Genomic DNA, 17,620 nt, shown 5'->3' with positions numbered 1-17,620 from the left:
CTAAATTTATCAACCAAAGCCACTTGATAGACTTTACCAACTTGCATCGCTTTAAAACACACAGGACGAAATAACACAGTGGTGATATCCTTTACGTCAAGTTTTACAAATATAATTGCAAAATAAAAAATTTATAAAGCTATAGGCTTTAATATAAATTTAAGCTTTTGTGAGTAGTAGATTTATTTTAAATTTTAAGTTCAAAAGCAGGAGAAAGTTCCCCTGCTTTTAATGTTATTTAGAAATTTTTGGCTCAGCAAAAGCTGTAAGCTTTAACGCCTCGTCGCCTTTATATTTCTCGATATTTACAAGAGCTGTGTGGCTGATATTGCCATTTGCTAGCTTGCTTGTTGGGATATCTATGGTTAGCACGTTTGCAGAGCCGTTTTTGCAAATTCCACTATCAAAGCCGTCATACCAAGCGCCCTCAGCTAGTTTTACAACGCCCTCTTTGATATTTTTAGTGACATGAGCACCTGCTAGCACCTCGCCACGTGCGTTAAACACACGCACCAAATCACCACTTTGTACACCAAGCTCTTTTGCGTCTTTTTCGTTGATCCAGATAGGCTCGCGGTTTGCGATCGCATAGTTGTCACGAAGTGAAGTTTGGCTTAGCTGTGAATGCAAGCGGTCAGTTGGGTGAGCGCTTATCATGTGGAATTTAGCTGGCTTATCTTTCATGCCTAGCCACTCAATCGGCTCAAACCACATTGGGTGCGCCTTGCAGTCGTCATAGCCCATTTTCTCGATAGTATCTGAGTAAATTTCGATAAGACCGCTAGGCGTTCCAAGAGCATTTAGCACAGGATCTTCTCTAAATTCGCCAAATCTCACCCAGCTATCGCTATCTTGAGATGAGGCAAATGTAACTGGCTTATTCTCGTTCCAAAACTCTTCAAATGGCTTCATATCAGTAGTTAGCTCTGGCACAGCCTTGACCTGAGCGTAGGCTGCGTCATAGTACTCTTTGATCCAGTCAAACTCATCCTTGCCGTTATCTGTGTAGGCAATTACCAAATTCTTAGCATAAGCCTTACAAAGATCGATGAAAATTTGATAATCGTCTCTTGCTTCGTGGTATTTTTCAACGACTTGCTTCATTGGCACGATGTTCATATTTGAGTAGTCACCGGTCATGGTGATATCGTTTCTCTCATACTCTGTAGTGACTGGAAATACTATATCAGCCATTTTTGCTGTCGGTGTCCAGTATGATTCATGTACGACAACCGTTCTTGGCTTTCTCCACGCTTTTAAATTTGTATTTGTATCTTGGTGGTGTACAAGTGGGTTGCCGCCGACCCAGTAGATAAAGTCAATGTCTGGATAGGTGATCTTTTTGCCGTCGTGGTCGATCACTTTACCAGGATGTAGCAACGCATCTGCAATCCTTGCGACCGGGAACGCATAGTTGGTTGCTTTTTGTAGCCAACTTTGGCCTGTGCCTGCTGCTGCAGCTGCCTTTGCGACGAAGCGACCTCGTTTATCAAACTCGCCTGTGTCTGTGCCGATAAACTCACCTTTTTCGTTAAATTTACCCACACTTGCGCTATTTATGCCGCCGATGACTGCACCCTTGCAAGTCGGAGCGCCACCGTTTGAGTAGTGATAGCTAAGGCCAAATCCCCCACCAGGAAGGCCGATCTGTCCTAGCATCGCCGCCAAAGTCACCATCGCCCAGTGTGGTTGCTCGCCGTGGTGAGCGCGCTGCATGCCCCAGCCGCTCATTATCATAGTGCGGTTTGCGATAAATGTATCAGCTAGCTCTTTTAAAGTATCTTTATCGATGCCACAAATTTTGCTCGCCCACTCTAAATTTTTAGGAGTATTGTCTGTCTTACCAAGTAGATATGGGAGAAATTTATCAAAGCCTGTTGTGTAGGTTTCAACGAAATTTTTATCATACTTGCCGCTTTCATATAGGTAGTGCATCATACCAAGCATCATCGCTGTGTCGGTGTTTGGCACAGGAGCTATCCACTGAGCGTTATCAAAGTATTGCGCTGTGTCACTCTTGATAGGATCGATGATAATCACTTTGATATCTTTTTTATTTTTGAGCTCTTCAAAGTATTTAAAGCCCTGCTCGTCGGTGCTAGTCCAAGCTATGCGAAGTGTCGCAAGTGGGTTTGCACCCCAGATGACTACGACTTTTGAGTTCTCAAGTACGACTGGCCAGCTGGTTTGCTGCTCATAGACCTCGATACTACCCACGACGTGAGGCATGATAATTTGGCTAGCACCTGTTGAGTAATCTCCTAGTGAGCCAACAAAGCCGCCACTAAGGTTCATAAATCTATGAAGTAAAATTCTTGAGTTATGCACGTTACCGCTTGATTTCCAGCCATAGCTACCTGCAAATACACTTTGTAAGCCTTTTTGCGCTCTTGTTTTTTTCAGCTCTCTTGCAACTAGCTTGATCGCCTCTTCGTAAGGCACCTCAACCCACTCATCCTTGCCGCGAAGCTCTGGCTTTGGACTATCTGGATTTTCAAGGTAGCTCTTTCTTACTGCTGGGCGCTTGATACGACTTTTGTAGATCATATCTGGTGTATAGTGCTGAAGCGGATTGTAAATTTCACTTGTTTTTTGGATAGGCTCTGACTTTACTGCAACGCCGTTTTTGGTTGTCACTTTTAGCATACCCCAGTGAGCGGCTGTGATGACCTCGCCATCTCTTAAAACACTCTTTTTTACACCATCAGCAAATAAATTTGAAGCTGTTACACTTGAAAGCAAAGGTGTCGCTGCAATTGCTGTAGCACCTTTTTTTAGAAATTCTCGTCTGTTCTCGTTCATCTTATCTCCCTTTCATTTTTAAGTTTTCTTTTGAATAAGCTAAACTTTAATATTTGTTTTTACTCGCCGCTACAAAAGTTTTGCTTATTTACCTAGGTTTACGTCAGATGAGTGTTTTTGAAGGTATTCAACAACCAACCACTCGTCTTTTTTCTCTATTGCGGTTCTGCCGATCATTGATTTTAGAAGTGACGGCCATTGGTTAGCGTTGAAATGTGTGGTTTGAGGCAACGCATGGCAAACACCACAACTCTCCTTATACATCTTGTCAGCTTTTGCAAACATCGCGTTTACGTCAGTGCTAAAACCATCTTTTTGAACAAAAACTGTTGTTTCTACCTCGTTCCATTTGCCATTTTTGCCCTCTTTTGTGACTTTAATATCAAAAGGTGCAGTTTTTGCAAATGCTACTGAGATGATCCTCGCGCCATCAGCAAAATAAACTACGTTGCTAACGGCTGGGTTTTGATAGCCTTTTACTTTGATCTGAGCTCTGTCACCGCTTGTTTGTAAAATTTCAACTGCGTTGGTTGGTAGCAGTCTGCCTATACTTTTTGTTGAGCTAGCATCACCGTAAACATCTTTTACAACATCTGTGTAGTTTACACTAGCACCAAATGCCGCACAAGCCACGATGGTTGATAGAATGATTTCTTTCATATTTCTCCCTTCAAAATGAAATTGTTCAAATTTTAGGAGCTTTTTAATTAATTACAAATTAAAATTAAAAATATAATTTAAGAATAATGCAGAAAATTTTATTTAAAAATAAGTAAAAATACGCCAGACACGATAAGACAGATGGCTAAAATTTCTTTTAAATTTAGCCTCTCGCCAAGAAAGATGACAGCCAAAATAATAGCAAGCACAACGCTAAATTTATCAACCAAAGCCACTTGATAAACATTGCCTGCCTGCATAGCTTTAAAATACATGAGCCAAGATAGCCCAGTAGCTATGCCACTAAGTATGAGAAAGAGCCAGTTTTTTGGACTTAGAGAGCTTACTGGCTGCCATTTTTTAGCCACGCTTAGAAGCAAAACGAGCATAAAAACGACAACGATCGTTCTTATAAATGTTGCAAAATCGCTGTCGATGTCCTTTACACCAAGCTTTGCAAAGATCGCTGTAAGTGCAGCAAAAACAGCTGAAAGAGCTGCGTAAATAAACCACTCTGGCATTTTTATTTAAAATTTAAAAGGGCAAGTCGCCTCACCCATTTAATTTTAGCCCTCATAATCGCTTAGCATATCAACTGTTGGCACAAAATATAAGGCACCAGTTACTGGCGTACTAAAGTCAAGCAGCCTATCTGAGTTGCCCTTTGGCTCGCCGATAAACATCTTTTTAAGCATAAGTTCAACCGTTGAAAATGTACTCGCATAAGCGATGAAATAAGTGCCAGTTTTGCTGCCTTCAGTAAATGGCATATTGCCACGTACGACCTTTTTATCATCTCCTACGTTTGCAGCAGCTGAGTGTGAATTTGTAGGTTTTACATCCTCGCTCATCTCGATGTCAAGCTCTTTTGAGCGACCTATTACCTTTTCTTGCTCGCTTACGCTTGTAGCGTTCCACTCTTTCATATTGTGGAAATATTTTTGTACAAAAACGTAGCTACCGCCTTTAAATTTAGCGTCCTCATCGCCAACTTTAGCAAAGAAATCTCTATCCTCACCCTCAGGGTTTTCAGTACCATCAACAAAGCCAATTATCGCCCTGCCATCATGATACTTAAAGCCTTGCGTCTCGTCTGTAAGCTCTGCAAATTTAAAAAGCACAGCCTTTATTGCTTGAGCCATATCGAAGCAATCAGGTGCATTTAAAGCGCGGATGTGGATATGAATATCGCCCTTTGTACTAACAGCCTCGTGCTTATCGCCTTTTATAGCTTTAAAATTTACAAGCTCTTTTGGCAATTCTTTTGAAATTTCAAGCTTTTTCCAAGCATCATGACCCACGCCAAGGACGCAGTTTACATTTTCCCCAGCACCAAATCTAATCTTGGCAGTTTTATTTAAATTTACAACCAAGGCGCAAAGCTCGGCAAACCCCTCTTTACAAGCCTTTTTATCAGCTGTTAAAACCCATGTTTGAAAGACTGTGTTGTTGCCTGGTGTCTGCGTGACTTCTTGTGAATTTACACTCATTTTTTCTCCTTTTTAAAATTTTATGCAATATTTTCTAAATTTAGTTGTGAGCTGATCTGCTCATCATTATCGTCAAAAATAAACTCAACTTTGTTTGCCCCAAAGCTTTTAGCTATCGCTTCAAGCGTATCGCGAGCTGATTTATGAATTTTACTTTGAAGCTGTGAGATAAGGCGAACGCTCATCTTTTTGACTTCGTTTCTAGCCTCTTCGATTAGTCTATTTTTGTCTTCTTCTGTAAAAGTACTACCAAAAAAGCCATTTAGAGAGTCAGGCAGTAAAAATGGTATAAATTTACCGTTTTTCTCATCGTAAAATTTCATGTCAGCGATTGAGAATTTATAATTGCAAGGAGGCATCTTGATCTTGTAGCTAGAGTTTGCGATCTGCATAATCTCGAGTTTTGGACTGGTTAGATCGTAGATAAAATTTATCTCAAACTCAAATATCATCGAAAGTTTCTTCTCACTTATTAGCCATCTTAGATACTCTTTGCCAAAATTTCCAAACGCATGGTCAGTTTTTGTGACGATCTCTTTGCTATATACTTGAAAAACTGAAAGCTCGCCGATACTTTTAAGCTGCGAAATTTCAGTGCTGACTGAGAGATTTTCACTATCATCTTTTGCTTTTTTTAACGCCTTATTTGACCTATAAAATGCAAATGCCAAAACAGCTAATAAGATAGCTAATATCAAATTTGCATATTCGCTCATTTTTTCTCCTTTAAAGCTTGCTATTTTAGCTTAAATTTGTAAAGCAAAAGGAATTTTAGCTTGTTTTTTGCTATCTTGAAATCCACAAAATAGCAAAAATTTTTAAAACAATTGAGAAAATGAAAAGCCACTTTTTTCGAGCACTTCTTTGATCTTTTCTTGATGCTCAAGACCCTTTGTCTCAAGTGTAATCGTAATACTTGCATCACCATAATCAAGCCTTGTTGAGAAGCGATCGTAGTCGATTTTTACAATGTTTGCATTTGCTGATTTTAAGCTATCTGTTAGGCTCATGAGCGCTCCTGGCTTATCCACAAGTGTGATTTGCAAGGTCATCTTGCGGTGAGACTTGATAAGACCCTTTTCGATGATGATAGAAAGTACCTGAACATCGATATTTCCACCACTTAGCACCACGCCTATCTTTGCGCCTTTTTTAAATTTGATTTTATCATGCATAAGTGCTGCCACGCCAGCTGCGCCAGCTCCTTCTACAACGATCTTTTGCGTCTCTAGTAAAAACAAAATCGCAGTCGCGATCTCCTCATCATCGACCTGCACAAACTCATCAACACACTCAATAATATTTGCCAGCGTGATCTCGCTCGCATCACGCACAGCGATGCCATCTGCTATGGTGCGGACTGATTTTGAGTTTATGCTCTTTTTAGCACCATAGCTATTAAACATCGCTGGAGCGCCTTTTGCACCGACACAGATTACTTTTGTCTTTGGATTGACCTGCTTTATGCAGCTTGCCACACCGCTAGCTAGCCCACCGCCGCCAACTGGGACGATGACTATATCAAGATCGCTTATCTCATCAAGCATCTCAAGCCCAACAGTGCCCTGCCCCGCCATGACGTACTCGTCGTTAAATGGATGAACAAAGGTCATACCCTTATCTTTAGCGTAATTAATCGCAAAAGCGTACGCTTCGTCAAAATTATCACCTTTTAAAATAACCTCTGCACCAAGGTCTTTCGTACCAGCAACCTTTAGAAGCGGGGTTGATTCTGGCATGATGATACAAGCGTGTACGCCAAATTCTTTTGCACTTATCGCTACGCCTTGAGCGTGATTGCCAGCACTTGCAGCGACAACGCCACGTTTTCTCTCCTCATCACTTAGGCTAGCTATTTTATTATATGCACCTCTTATCTTATATGCGCCGGTTCGTTGTAAATTTTCCTCTTTTAGATAGATGCTTGCTCCCAAATTTTTACTAAGTTTTGCACTCAGAGCAAATGGAGTTTTATTTACAAAATGACCGATCGTGATCTTTGCTTGGATGATTTTATTTAGTGAAACCATTTTTTTATTTTTCCTTTTTTAAATTATTCTTTTGCCCTTAGTAGCACGCCACATTCAATATGATGAGTGTTTGCAAACTGATCAAAAATGGCAAATTTTATCACTTTATGGCTTTTACAAAGCTCTTTTAAATTTTCTTTTAGAGTCTCTGGATTGCACGAGATATAGATGATATTCTTAAAATTTTTGATGAAATTTACGACACTTTCGCTTAGTCCTGCACGGGGTGGATCGACAAGGACGTGAGAGAAGTTAAAATCGCTTAAATTTATATCCTTTAGTCTATTAAATTCCCTAACGCCAGCAAATGCGCTCATAAGCTCATCAGCATCCATTCGTAAAAATTTGATATTTTTAGCTTTGTTTAGTTCGCAGTTTTTAAGGGCATTTGCGATCGAGCTCTTTGAAATTTCAGTGGCAAGTACATTGTTAAATTTAAACGAAAGCGGAATAGTAAAATTTCCATGTCCGCAGTAGAGCTCAAGAAGGTCAGCACCGCCTTGCACACACTCTTTTGCCCAAGCTATCATCTTTTCATTTACGGCTCTATTTGGCTGGATAAAGGCATTTTCAGATAGGCTAAATTTATAAATTTGACCTCCAATATTTAGCTCATCTATCAAATTTAGCTCGCCACTTAGCAGCTTTTGTCCGCGAGATCTAGCAAGTATGGTAATATTAAGCTTATTGGCTAAATTTTTAATCTCTGCTTCAAACTCACTATCAAGCTTTTTGTGATAAAGCAACGTGACTAAAGTACCGCTTTTACAAGAGATAAATTCCACTCCAAAAAGCTTTGTGCGTAAATTTTCATCACTTTGTAAATTTTCAAGTAACCTTGGCATGAGAGTAGAAATTTGCTCGCAAACCTTAGGGCACTCATCTATAAAAATTCTCTTGCCCTTCTCACTTGCATGCATGGTATAGCTAAGCTTGCTACCTTCGTGCCAGATACCAAACTCAGCTCTCGTGCGGTAGTGTTTTGGATTGGAGCTAAACACATCAAATTTGCCATCATAAAACTCTGAAAAATTTTGTTTTACAAGATCGGTTTTAAATAAAATTTGCTCATCATAAGGGGTAAAAAGAGTGCAAGAGCCACACTCTTTTAGATAATTGCAGTCCAAATTTACGCTTCCACCTTTTTACCGACAAATCTAACTAATGCCCAAATCGCTAAAAATCCGCATGGAAGTGCTAGCCAAACACTAAGACCAAATGCAACCGGTAAGTAACCAACTAGCACACAAACCGCACAAACACTAAGTGCATAGACCATTTGAGTCGATACGTGATCGATATGGTTACATCCTGCGCCCATTGATGAGAGGATCGTAGTATCCGAGATCGGCGAGCAGTGATCGCCAAAGATCGCGCCTGTAAGCACGCCTGAGATATTTACGATCATATATGCATGCATCGCATCACCCTCTAGTCCGTAGTTTTTACCGACAGCGTAAGCTAGTGGGATAGCTAGAGGCATTAAAATTCCCATCGTACCATAGCTCGTTCCAGTTGAGAAGCTAATAAACGAACCAAGGATAAAAACAGCAACTGGTAATATAAATTTAGGTGTTGAAGAGCTTAATAGATAAACCAAATATCTTGATGTGCCAAGCTCTTTGATAACAGCACTAAGACTCCACGCAAGAAGCAAAATCACAACCGTAATTATCATAGTCTTCCAGCCCTTTACCCATGTACTGATAGCCTCTTTTACGTCAAAAATTTTACGCCAAACACCCATTGTTATAGCTACGATACTAGCAAGTAGTGCTGCTTGAAATAGCGATGTAGCCGAGTCTGCTGCGCCAAAAGTATCTTTAAAAGTAGAAAATGAAAGTGGATTAGCAAGTGCATTTTTAAGAGCATCGCCCTCAAGTGCAGCAAGACCACTAAAGTAAAAACTAGTAAATGCACCAATGACCAGCACAAGAAGTGGTACAACAGCATTTGCAGCGCTTAATTTCACGCCCTCTTTTGGCTCAAGTGTTTTATCTTCAAGATCTTGGATTTGAGTTTTACCTGAGTGAAGCTCGCCTCTTCTAGCACGTCTTTCAGCTAATAGCATTGGGCCATATTCGCGCTGCATCAAGGCGGTGCAAACTATGAAAAATAGTATAAAAAGGTTATAAAATCTATATGGAATTGTCTCGATAAATATAGAATAAGCATTAACGCCAGTCTCTCCAACTAACTCATAGCCCTTTTCGATGAGTGAAACCTCAAGCCCAACCCATGTCGAGATGATAGCAATACCAGCGATCGGTGCTGCAGTAGCATCTATAATAAAAGCTAGCTTTTCGCGACTTATTTTAAATTTATCACTTATTGGTCTCATGATAGGGCCAACGATTAAGGCATTTGCGTAGTCATCGAAAAATACAAAAATACCCATGAGCCATGTTGAAATTTGAGCTGAAATGCCGCTTTTTGCCTTTTTACTAAGCCAAAGAGCAACCGCCTTTGTACCACCCATTTTTGTGATGAGTGCGACCACACCACCGATACAAAGCACTTGAAGTAAAATTCCTGAGTCAGTCTTATCAGCCATTGATTCAACGACCCTTGAAACGATACCTGTAAAGCCTTTTACGATACCCATAAAGATGTTTTCATTGATGATATTTATGAGAAACGTTCCGCTAAAAACACCTATAAATAGCGACAATATAACGTCTTTTGTGATAAAAGCGAGTGCTATTGCCACAACAGGTGGTATAAGCGTAAATACGCCATAAATTTCAGCGTTTCTCTTTGCCACTTCTGGATCGACACCAAAAAGCGCAACGCTAAAAAAAAGTAATAATAAAATTTGTCTCACAAGAACTCCTTAAAATTTTTCTATCGCAAGTCCAGCCCAAGTCTGCGTATTTGCCATGACTTCGACTCTGTTTATATTGACACTTCCAGGCATATTTAGACAATTTACCAAAATAGTCGCGATATCCTCAGATGTGATGAAATTTGTATTTTCATAAAGACTATCTGCCTTCGCCTTATCTCCCCTAAACCTAACCTCACTAAATTCAGTCTTACAAAGTCCAGGCTCAATGTTTGTCACCCTGATATTTGTACCAACTAGATCGTTTCTTAAATTTAGGCTAAACTGCTTCACAAAGGCCTTTGTAGCACCATAAACGTTACTTCCAGGATATGGCCATGAGCCAGCAGTAGAACCCAGGTTAAATATATAGCCCTTTTCCTGTTTGTAAAGTAGTGGTAAAACCGCCTTTGTCGAGTAGATAAGACCCTTGACATTGGTGTCTATCATCGCCTCAAAGTCCTCTACTTTCGCATCTATTGTCTTTTCAAGTCCAAGCGCCATACCAGCGTTATTTACAAGCACTTCGATGTCCTTAAATTTATCAGGCAGGCTCTCTACCGCCTTAAAAACAGCTTCTTTATCGCGTATGTCAGCTACAATGATATGCGTATCGCCAAGCTCGCTTGCAAGCTTCTTTAGCCTATCTTCGCGCCTTGCAAGAGCGACTATCTTGTAGCCCTCTTTTGAGAGTCTTCTGGCGATCGCCTCGCCAAATCCAGATGTTGCACCAGTTACAAAAGCTGTCTTTTTCATGGTTTTTCCTAATTGAAATTTGGCTTTAAACCCAAATTTTCTAAAAATTTGATCGTCTTTTCATTTTGTTCTTTCATGGCATAGTCAAGCGCATTAAATCCAGCGTCATCAGTGGCATTAATATCAGCACCATTATCCATCAAAAGCTTTAAAATTTCTGGCGTTGCATGAGCTGCTGCATGCATAAAAACGCTTCTATTTGTATGCTCTAGACCGCATGTATCTTCAATTTGCGTCATACCCAAATTTATCATATTCATCTTGGCATTTTCGTCTATGTAGCTCTCGTTTGCATTGGCGCCATTTTTTAGCAAAAGCTCGCAAAGTGGCTTATCATTAAACTGCACAGCATAAAAAAGCACACTTTTTCCAAAGAAATTTTTGTGATTTACGTCGGCTTTATTTGCAAGTAAAATTTTTACATTTTCTATATTTTTTAAAGCAAAAAATAGCGGTGTCTCATCGCCCAAATTTACATCGGCCCCACGTCTTATTATCTCTTTTATCATATCGCTACTTTTTTCGTTTAAAAGTGCGATATTAAGCAAATTTGTAAGCTCAGCGGTACTAAAATTTTTCGAGTAGAGTAAATTTGCTAGCTCATCGGAATTTATCCTTTGTGCCATCATATTTTGCTCAGGTGTTAAAATTTTAGCTTTATTTACACTTTTACCGACACCAAAAGTCAAAAACTCATTTACCACGCTAGTTGCGTAGTAAGCGGCACTTGGCGTATCAAGTCCAAGGCTTTCATAAAATTTCACAAGCGGAGTTTGAGCGTTTTTGTAAGCTTCTGTAAATTTTTTATATTTTAAAAAATTAAATAAGCTCTCGTTTGCCCAGTATCTAAGATACTCCATTCTAGCATCTTTTTCGCTCTCAGCAACCTCTGGCTTTGCAAGCTCTTTTTGATAAAACTCGGGAGCAAATGACGCTTTTAGCAAAAGCCATCTAAGCTTGTTTAAATTTTCTTTATAAACTCTATCACCAACGCAGCTTTGAGACTCACTTCTAATAGCCACACTCGCCTCAAAAAGCTCTTTCACCTCTTTTAAGTTTAAAAGCGAACCATCACAGTAAAATAGCCCCTCATTCGCATAAGCAAGATCGTTTGGAGTAGTTTTAAAGCTCTCTTTTTTTGCAAGATCACTGCATTCTAAAGCGTGTAAATTTATAAAAAAACAAACGCTAAAAAAGAGAAAAAAAACTACTTTTTTCATCAACGCTCCTTAAAATTTCGCGATATTGTAACAAATTTATATACTAAACTCGCTTATTTCATTAAAATTTAGATATTTATAAATTTCATCTTTATTTAAGCTAAGACTATCTTTTACTATCTTTTTATATTCATCTACGCTTGGTAAACGTCCAAGTAGTGCACAAACGGCGGCTAGTTCGGCACTTCCTAGATAGACCCTTGCGCCCATTCCCATTCTGTTATCAAAATTTCTAGTTGAAGTAGAAAATACCACTGCATTGTCATTTACTCTTGCTTGATTACCCATACAAAGCGAGCAGCCTGGCACCTCTGTCCTTGCGTTTAATCTTTTAAAAATTTCATAAACGCCTTCATCTTCAAGTGTGCTTTTATCCATCTTTGTCGGCGGCGCGATCCAAAGCCTAGTTGTAAGCTTGCTCTCATGCTCCAAAATTCTAGCAAGCGCCCTGTAATGGCCGATATTTGTCATACAGCTTCCCACAAAAACTTCATCGATTTTATGCACTCTTTTGTTATCAGCTAAAATTTCACTTAGTGTTGCCACATCGTCCGGGTCATTTGGACACGCCAAAATCGGCTCATCTATCTGCGATAAATCGATCTCCAAAATTTCAGCGTATTTTGCATCTTTATCGGCTCTTAAAAGAGTTGGATTTTCAAGCCATTTTTGCATTTTTTCTTTTCGTCTAAGCAGAGTCTCACGGCTTTCGTAACCAGCTTTTATCATTGCATCTATTAGCGCAATGTTTGAGCGAACATACTCCACAACGCTAGCCTCGCTTAAATTTACCACGCAAGCTGCGGCCGAGCGTTCAGCAGAAGCGTCACTTAGTTCAAACGCCTGCTCTACTTTTAGACTCTCAAGCCCTTCTATCTCTAAAATTTTACCCGCAAAAACGTTCTTTTTATTTTTCTTCTCAACGCTTAAAAGCCCTTTTTTAATGGCAAAATACGGTATCGCATTTACAAGATCCCTAAGCGTCACGCCCTCTTTTAGCTCGCCTTTAAATTTGATCAAAACCGACTCTGGCATATTTAGTGGCATCATTCCAAGTACCGCTGCAAACGCTACTAGACCACTTCCAGCTGGAAAACTAATGCCAATAGGAAATCTCGTGTGACTATCGCCGCCAGTGCCCACCGTATCAGGTAGTACCATGCGGTTTAGCCACGAGTGGATGACGCCATCACCTGGCTTTAGACTCACGCCGCCACGTAAATTTATAAATTTTGGCAAGCTCTTATGCATCACAAGATCACTTGGCTTTGGATAAGCGGCCGTGTGGCAAAAGCTTTGCAGAACAAAATCCGCCCCAAAACTAAGGCTAGCAAGCTCTTTTATCTCATCTCTAGTCATCGGCCCTGTTGTATCTTGCGAGCCAACAGTTAAAATTTCTGGCTCCACATAAGCCACAGCTCTAACACCAGCTACGCCGCAAGCCTTGCCGACCATCTTTTGAGCCAGCGTATAGCCACCGCTCTGCTCCTTTGGCTGGTCTGGCTTTATAAAAATTTGCTCCTCGCCTAACCCAAGTGCTTCTCTAGCCTTTTTGGTCACTTGGCGTCCTATCATAAGCGGTATCCTACCACCTGCTCTTATCTCATCACTTAGAGTATTTGGGTTTAGTTTGAAATTTGCCACGAGTTTTTTCTCGCCGCCAATAAGCTTATAAATTTCGCCTTTAAATGGATAAATTTCTATCTCATCGCCCATCTCAAGCTCATTTACATTTGCAACTATCGGCAACGCACCGCTGTCTTCTGCTGTGTTAAAAAATATCGGAGCTATGGTCGTGCCAATCACGATGCCGCCCGTTTTTTTGTTTGGCACACCCTCTATCTCATCGCCCAAATGCCACTGGATCGAGTTTATACCACTCTTTCTGCTGCTGCCAGTGCCAACTACGTCGCCAACATACGCCACTTTTTTACCACGAGCTTTAAGTTCTTTTAAAATTTCTAGAGCCTCAGGCATCTTTTTTACAAGCATTGCTTTTGCATGAAGTGGTATATCAGCCCTTGTATATGCCTCGCTCGCTGGACTTAGGTCATCAGTATTTGTCTCACCTGGTACCTTAAAAACGACAGCGTTTATACAGGCTTCAATTGGCTTTTTATGCGTAAACCACTCTGCATTTGCCCAAGAAACAAGCACCTCTTTTGCAAATTTATTGTTGCTACTTAGTTTTACCATCTCGTCAAAATATTCATGCACCAGGATAATATTTTTTAGCTCATTTGCGGCAGTGCTTGCGATAGTTTCGTCGCTATTTTTTAGAGCTCGCACCAAAATTTCTACATTGTATCCGCCAAGCATCTTGCCTAAAATTTTAATGGCACGCATAGCGTCAAGACCGCCAACAGCAAGTCCATCTATCACTTCACCAAGAAAGTTTGCCTTTATCTTTGCAGCATCATCAACGCCAGGATTGATGCGAGTTTCAAGCAAACTTATAAGAAATTTTAGCTCGCTTTGCGCCTTTTCATCGCCACTAGACTTGCTGGCAAACTTTATTAGCTCGCAAACTTCACTTGTTTGCTTGGCATTTAGCGCAAGCGGTGGCACGCCCTCTTTTTCTCGCTCGCTCACGTGTTTTTTGTAGTCGGTAAAAAAGCTCATAAAATTCCTTTGTGGTTTTTTGCTCGTTATTTTTGGTCTAAAAATCGCTAGTTTTGCTTGCATTTTATCAAAAAGCAAAACAAACTAAAGTAAAATTTGCCCAAAATTTCAAATTTCAAGGAGCAAATGTGTCAAAAGCTTACCTAAAATCGCCTATCGGAATTTTGGAGATCATCGCTAGCGAAAATGGAATTTGTGAGATAAATTTTGTAGATAAATTTGAAAAAATAGCGGTAAAAGATGAAAATTTAAAGCTTTGCTTGAATGAGCTAGAGGCTTATTTTAATGGCAAGCTTAAAAAATTTAGCGTAAGGCTTGATATAAAAACGACATCATTTAGAGCTAAAATTTATGAAAATTTACAAAAAATACCATACGGCCAAACGACTACGTACTCGGCTCTTGCGCTTGCTGCTGGCAATAAAAAAGCTTGCCGTGCAGCAGGATCAGCCAATGCTAAAAATCCAGTGCCTATCATCGTCCCTTGCCACAGAGTGCTAGCTAGTAGCGGACTTGGCGGATACTCCGGCGGAGATGGTCTGCCAACTAAAATTTGGCTTTTAGAGCATGAAGCAAAGCATAAATAGCTAAAATTTACAGCAAATTTTAAGAGCACATCACGGCTCTAAATTTAGCAGCGAGCTTTGTAAGATCTAAATTTTTATGAAAATATCTTACAAAGTTTTAAAATTTATTTTTTATTCAAGAGTAAACAAGCTAGCCTAAATTTTTACTTCGTAATATATTTATGAAAATTTCCTAGCCCTAAGCAAGGCTAAATGGGGCTAGGATTTGGATTATTTTTTAGTTACAAGAGCGTTTTTTAGAACATCATCGATCGTATCTACAGCGATGATCTTAATATCAGCTTTTACCTCAGCTGGGATGTCGACAAGATCGCGGTCGTAGTTTTTGCGAGGTATCAGAGCTGTTTTGATGCCAGCTTTGTGAGCGGCGATGAGCTTCTCTTTTAGACCACCGATCGGCAGAACTCTACCCGTTAGTGTAATCTCACCAGTCATTGCGATGTCGTGTTTGACCTTCGTGTCGGTTAGTATCGATGCAATAGCAGTTGCCATCGTGATGCCAGCGCTTGGACCATCTTTTGGCACCGCACCCTCTGGCACGTGCAAGTGAAGGTCGTAGCGTCTATAAACGTCGCTGGCTTCGAGCTTGCGCTTATCATCATCTAGTTTTGGCACGATAGCCATCGGCACTTTTAGTTTTTTGTTATCGATCAGTACTTTTACCACGCTAAATGCGATATGAGCGCTCTCTTTCATCACATCGCCTAGCTGACCGGTGATCTGCATATTGCCTTTGCCTTGGATCCTGATAGCTTCGATCCTTAGCACGTCACCACCAACGCTCGTCCACGCGAGGCCATTTACTAGTCCGATCTGGTCTTTTTTATCCGCTGGCTCGATCTCATAGACCTTTTTCTCTAAAAACTCTTTTAAATTTTTAGCCGTGATGCTGATCTTGCCCTCATTCTTTTTGGTGAGGATATTTTTGGCGACTTTTCTTAGTATGTCAGCGATCCTGCGGCGTAAATTTCGCACACCACTCTCTCTTGTGTAGTCACTGATAATTAGCTCAAGTGCTTCTTTGCTGATACTTACATCGCTTGGTTTTAGTCCGTGTTTTTTAAGCTCTTGAGGCAAAAGATATTTTTTAGCGATCTCAAATTTCTCTTGTGGGGTATATGAGCTAAGCTCGATAAACTCCATTCTGTCTCGAAGTGCGGCTGGTATCATACTCACGTCATTTGCTGTGGCGATGAAGATGATCTTGCTAAGATCGATGTTGAAATTTAGGTAGTAATCTCTAAATTTATTATTTTGCTCTGGGTCTAAAATTTCAAGTAAAACAGCGGTCGGATCGCCTCTGTAGCTTCTGCCAACCTTGTCGATCTCATCTAACACAACTACTGGATTCATCTGCTTGGCTTCTATGAGCCCTTGCACGATGCGGCCCGGCATAGCGCCTATATAGGTGCGGCGGTGGCCTCTTAGTTCGTTTACATCCTCAAGTCCGCCAAGTGCGATCCTGACTAGCTCACGCTTTAGCGCCTTTGCGATCGAGTTTGCAAGGCTTGTTTTGCCCACGCCTGGAGGGCCTGCAAAGCATAAAATGGCGCCATTATTTACCTTCTCACCAACTCCTCTAAGCTCCAAAAGCTCACGCAATGCAAAATACTCCTCTATGCGCTCTTTTGGCTTCTCTAAGCTGTAGTGATCGGCATTTAGGTGCTTGCTCACTTCGGTGATAGATGACTTTTTCTTAGCTACATTTTCAAATGGAATTTCAAGTACCCAGTCAAGGTAGCTTTGCAAGGTGTTTGCGTCGGCTGAGTCTGGGTGCATGCGAGAGAGCTTATCTATTTGTTTTTTGATCTCTTTATAGGCGTCCTCAGCCATAAATTTCTTCTTCGCATCAAGCTTTTTATTATACTCTTCAAGCTCCTCTTCTCGGCTCGTGTCCGCTCCAAGCTCAGCTTGAATTTGCTTTAGCTGCTCTTTTAAAAAGTACTCTTTGTTTGTCTTGTCGATCTTTGAATGGACCTTATTTTTTATCTCTTTTTGAAGCTTGTTTGCCTCGATCTCTTCGATAACGTAGTCGATGAGCTTTAGTAGGCGCTGCTCTAAATTTTCTTCGACAAAAAAGCTATAAGCGATCTGTTTTTTTAGACGAAGTGCGCTTGAGACTAGGTCGCAAACTCTGATCGCTTCGGCACTCTCTTCGATCGTTTTTAAAAGATCAGGCGGGAAAAAGTGGCTAAACTGCGAAAGCTCTCTTACTTTTTCTCTTAAAACAACGATTAGCGCGTCAGTTTTGACCTGTGATGGGCGCTTGACGTGGAGCATATCGACGATACCACGGAGCGGATTTATGCCTGATTGTTTTAAAATTCTACCCTTGTCGATGCCCTGAAATAGCACTTTTACGCGTCCGTCAGGCAGTGGCACACGGCGCATTATCGTGCCGATAACGCCTGCGTCATATATGCCGTCAAAGTCTCTAGCGCCGTCTTGCTGTGGCTTTGTAGGCACGACAAGGATCGGCGTTTCTCCTTGTATGGCAAGTTCAAGCGCTTTTAAATTTTCTTCGTCGCTTAAAAAAAGCGGTGTTATCATAAATGGATATAAAAATAGCTCGTCCTCAACGATGATAGGGATCTCAGTTGGGAAGCCTTTATTTTCGTTTATTTGCAAA

Annotated in this window: 13 protein-coding genes; 1 reads left to right on the top strand and 12 read right to left on the bottom strand. The window is 40.6% G+C overall.

Annotated elements, in window-relative coordinates:
* Window positions 1-234: 234 nt before the first annotated feature.
* From FZ940_RS02140 to FZ940_RS02090, 11 genes are all read right to left on the bottom strand, one after another.
* The gene (locus tag FZ940_RS02140) at window positions 235-2,802 is read right to left on the bottom strand and encodes a molybdopterin-dependent oxidoreductase (RefSeq protein WP_148821318.1); all 2,568 of its coding nucleotides are present in this window, start codon (window positions 2,800-2,802) and stop codon (window positions 235-237) included.
* Window positions 2,803-2,886: 84 nt separating this feature from the next.
* Window positions 2,887-3,462, bottom strand: a complete 576-nt coding sequence (locus FZ940_RS02135; RefSeq protein ID WP_103579863.1) for a cytochrome C — start codon at window positions 3,460-3,462, stop codon at window positions 2,887-2,889.
* 98 nt (window positions 3,463-3,560) lie between these two features.
* Entirely contained in the window at window positions 3,561-3,983 is a 423-nt protein-coding gene (locus tag FZ940_RS02130) for an EamA family transporter (RefSeq protein WP_148821317.1), read from the bottom strand.
* Between the two features lie 45 nt (window positions 3,984-4,028).
* Window positions 4,029-4,952, bottom strand: coding sequence for a Dyp-type peroxidase (locus FZ940_RS02125; protein WP_103579861.1), 924 nt, complete (start codon window positions 4,950-4,952; stop codon window positions 4,029-4,031).
* Between the two features lie 20 nt (window positions 4,953-4,972).
* Entirely contained in the window at window positions 4,973-5,668 is a 696-nt protein-coding gene (locus FZ940_RS02120; RefSeq protein WP_148821316.1) for a DUF4230 domain-containing protein, read from the bottom strand.
* Window positions 5,669-5,770: 102 nt separating this feature from the next.
* A complete protein-coding gene (gene ilvA / locus FZ940_RS02115; protein WP_148821315.1) occupies window positions 5,771-6,982 on the bottom strand; it encodes a threonine ammonia-lyase in 1,212 nt (403 codons plus the stop codon).
* Between the two features lie 23 nt (window positions 6,983-7,005).
* A complete protein-coding gene (gene trmA, locus FZ940_RS02110; RefSeq protein ID WP_148821314.1) occupies window positions 7,006-8,109 on the bottom strand; it encodes a tRNA (uridine(54)-C5)-methyltransferase TrmA in 1,104 nt (367 codons plus the stop codon).
* 2 nt (window positions 8,110-8,111) lie between these two features.
* Window positions 8,112-9,806, bottom strand: a complete 1,695-nt coding sequence (locus tag FZ940_RS02105) for a Na+/H+ antiporter NhaC family protein (protein WP_148821313.1) — start codon at window positions 9,804-9,806, stop codon at window positions 8,112-8,114.
* 9 nt (window positions 9,807-9,815) lie between these two features.
* Window positions 9,816-10,562 (bottom strand): SDR family NAD(P)-dependent oxidoreductase, encoded by a 747-nt coding sequence (locus tag FZ940_RS02100; RefSeq protein WP_021086957.1) that lies wholly within the window; start codon window positions 10,560-10,562, stop codon window positions 9,816-9,818.
* Window positions 10,563-10,570: 8 nt separating this feature from the next.
* Window positions 10,571-11,782 (bottom strand): ankyrin repeat domain-containing protein, encoded by a 1,212-nt coding sequence (locus FZ940_RS02095; RefSeq protein ID WP_148821312.1) that lies wholly within the window; start codon window positions 11,780-11,782, stop codon window positions 10,571-10,573.
* Between the two features lie 36 nt (window positions 11,783-11,818).
* On the bottom strand, window positions 11,819-14,404 hold the full coding sequence (locus FZ940_RS02090) for a bifunctional aconitate hydratase 2/2-methylisocitrate dehydratase (RefSeq protein WP_148821311.1): 2,586 nt from the start codon (window positions 14,402-14,404) through the stop codon (window positions 11,819-11,821).
* 128 nt (window positions 14,405-14,532) lie between these two features.
* On the opposite strand from FZ940_RS02090, the gene FZ940_RS02085 reads away from it, so the two are divergent.
* Complete coding sequence (locus tag FZ940_RS02085) at window positions 14,533-14,991, top strand: methylated-DNA--[protein]-cysteine S-methyltransferase (RefSeq protein ID WP_148821310.1); 459 nt, start codon at window positions 14,533-14,535, stop codon at window positions 14,989-14,991.
* A gap of 210 nt (window positions 14,992-15,201) precedes the next feature.
* On the opposite strand, the gene lon is transcribed toward FZ940_RS02085, so the two are convergent.
* Entirely contained in the window at window positions 15,202-17,619 is a 2,418-nt protein-coding gene (lon, locus tag FZ940_RS02080) for an endopeptidase La (protein ID WP_148821309.1), read from the bottom strand.
* Between the last annotated feature and the right edge of the window lies 1 nt (window position 17,620).

This window comes from Campylobacter concisus (assembly GCF_902460415.1).
In the GTDB taxonomy this organism is placed as follows: domain Bacteria; phylum Campylobacterota; class Campylobacteria; order Campylobacterales; family Campylobacteraceae; genus Campylobacter_A; species Campylobacter_A concisus_Y.
The sequence above is the reverse complement of the archived record's forward strand: the minus strand, read 5'-3'. Positions and strand labels throughout refer to the sequence as shown.

Excerpts from the sequence above, each read along its gene's own strand:
- FZ940_RS02130 (WP_148821317.1), bottom strand. The coding sequence starts at position 3,983 with ATGCCAGAGTGGTTTATTTACGCAGCTCTTTCAGCTGTTTTTGCTGCA.
- ilvA (WP_148821315.1), bottom strand. The coding sequence starts at position 6,982 with ATGGTTTCACTAAATAAAATCATCCAAGCAAAGATCACGATCGGTCAT.
- FZ940_RS02120 (WP_148821316.1), bottom strand. The coding sequence starts at position 5,668 with ATGAGCGAATATGCAAATTTGATATTAGCTATCTTATTAGCTGTTTTG.
- FZ940_RS02125 (WP_103579861.1), bottom strand. The coding sequence starts at position 4,952 with ATGAGTGTAAATTCACAAGAAGTCACGCAGACACCAGGCAACAACACA.
- FZ940_RS02095 (WP_148821312.1), bottom strand. The coding sequence starts at position 11,782 with ATGAAAAAAGTAGTTTTTTTTCTCTTTTTTAGCGTTTGTTTTTTTATA.
- FZ940_RS02100 (WP_021086957.1), bottom strand. The coding sequence starts at position 10,562 with ATGAAAAAGACAGCTTTTGTAACTGGTGCAACATCTGGATTTGGCGAG.
- FZ940_RS02135 (WP_103579863.1), bottom strand. The coding sequence starts at position 3,462 with ATGAAAGAAATCATTCTATCAACCATCGTGGCTTGTGCGGCATTTGGT.
- FZ940_RS02090 (WP_148821311.1), bottom strand. The coding sequence starts at position 14,404 with ATGAGCTTTTTTACCGACTACAAAAAACACGTGAGCGAGCGAGAAAAA.
- FZ940_RS02140 (WP_148821318.1), bottom strand. The coding sequence starts at position 2,802 with ATGAACGAGAACAGACGAGAATTTCTAAAAAAAGGTGCTACAGCAATT.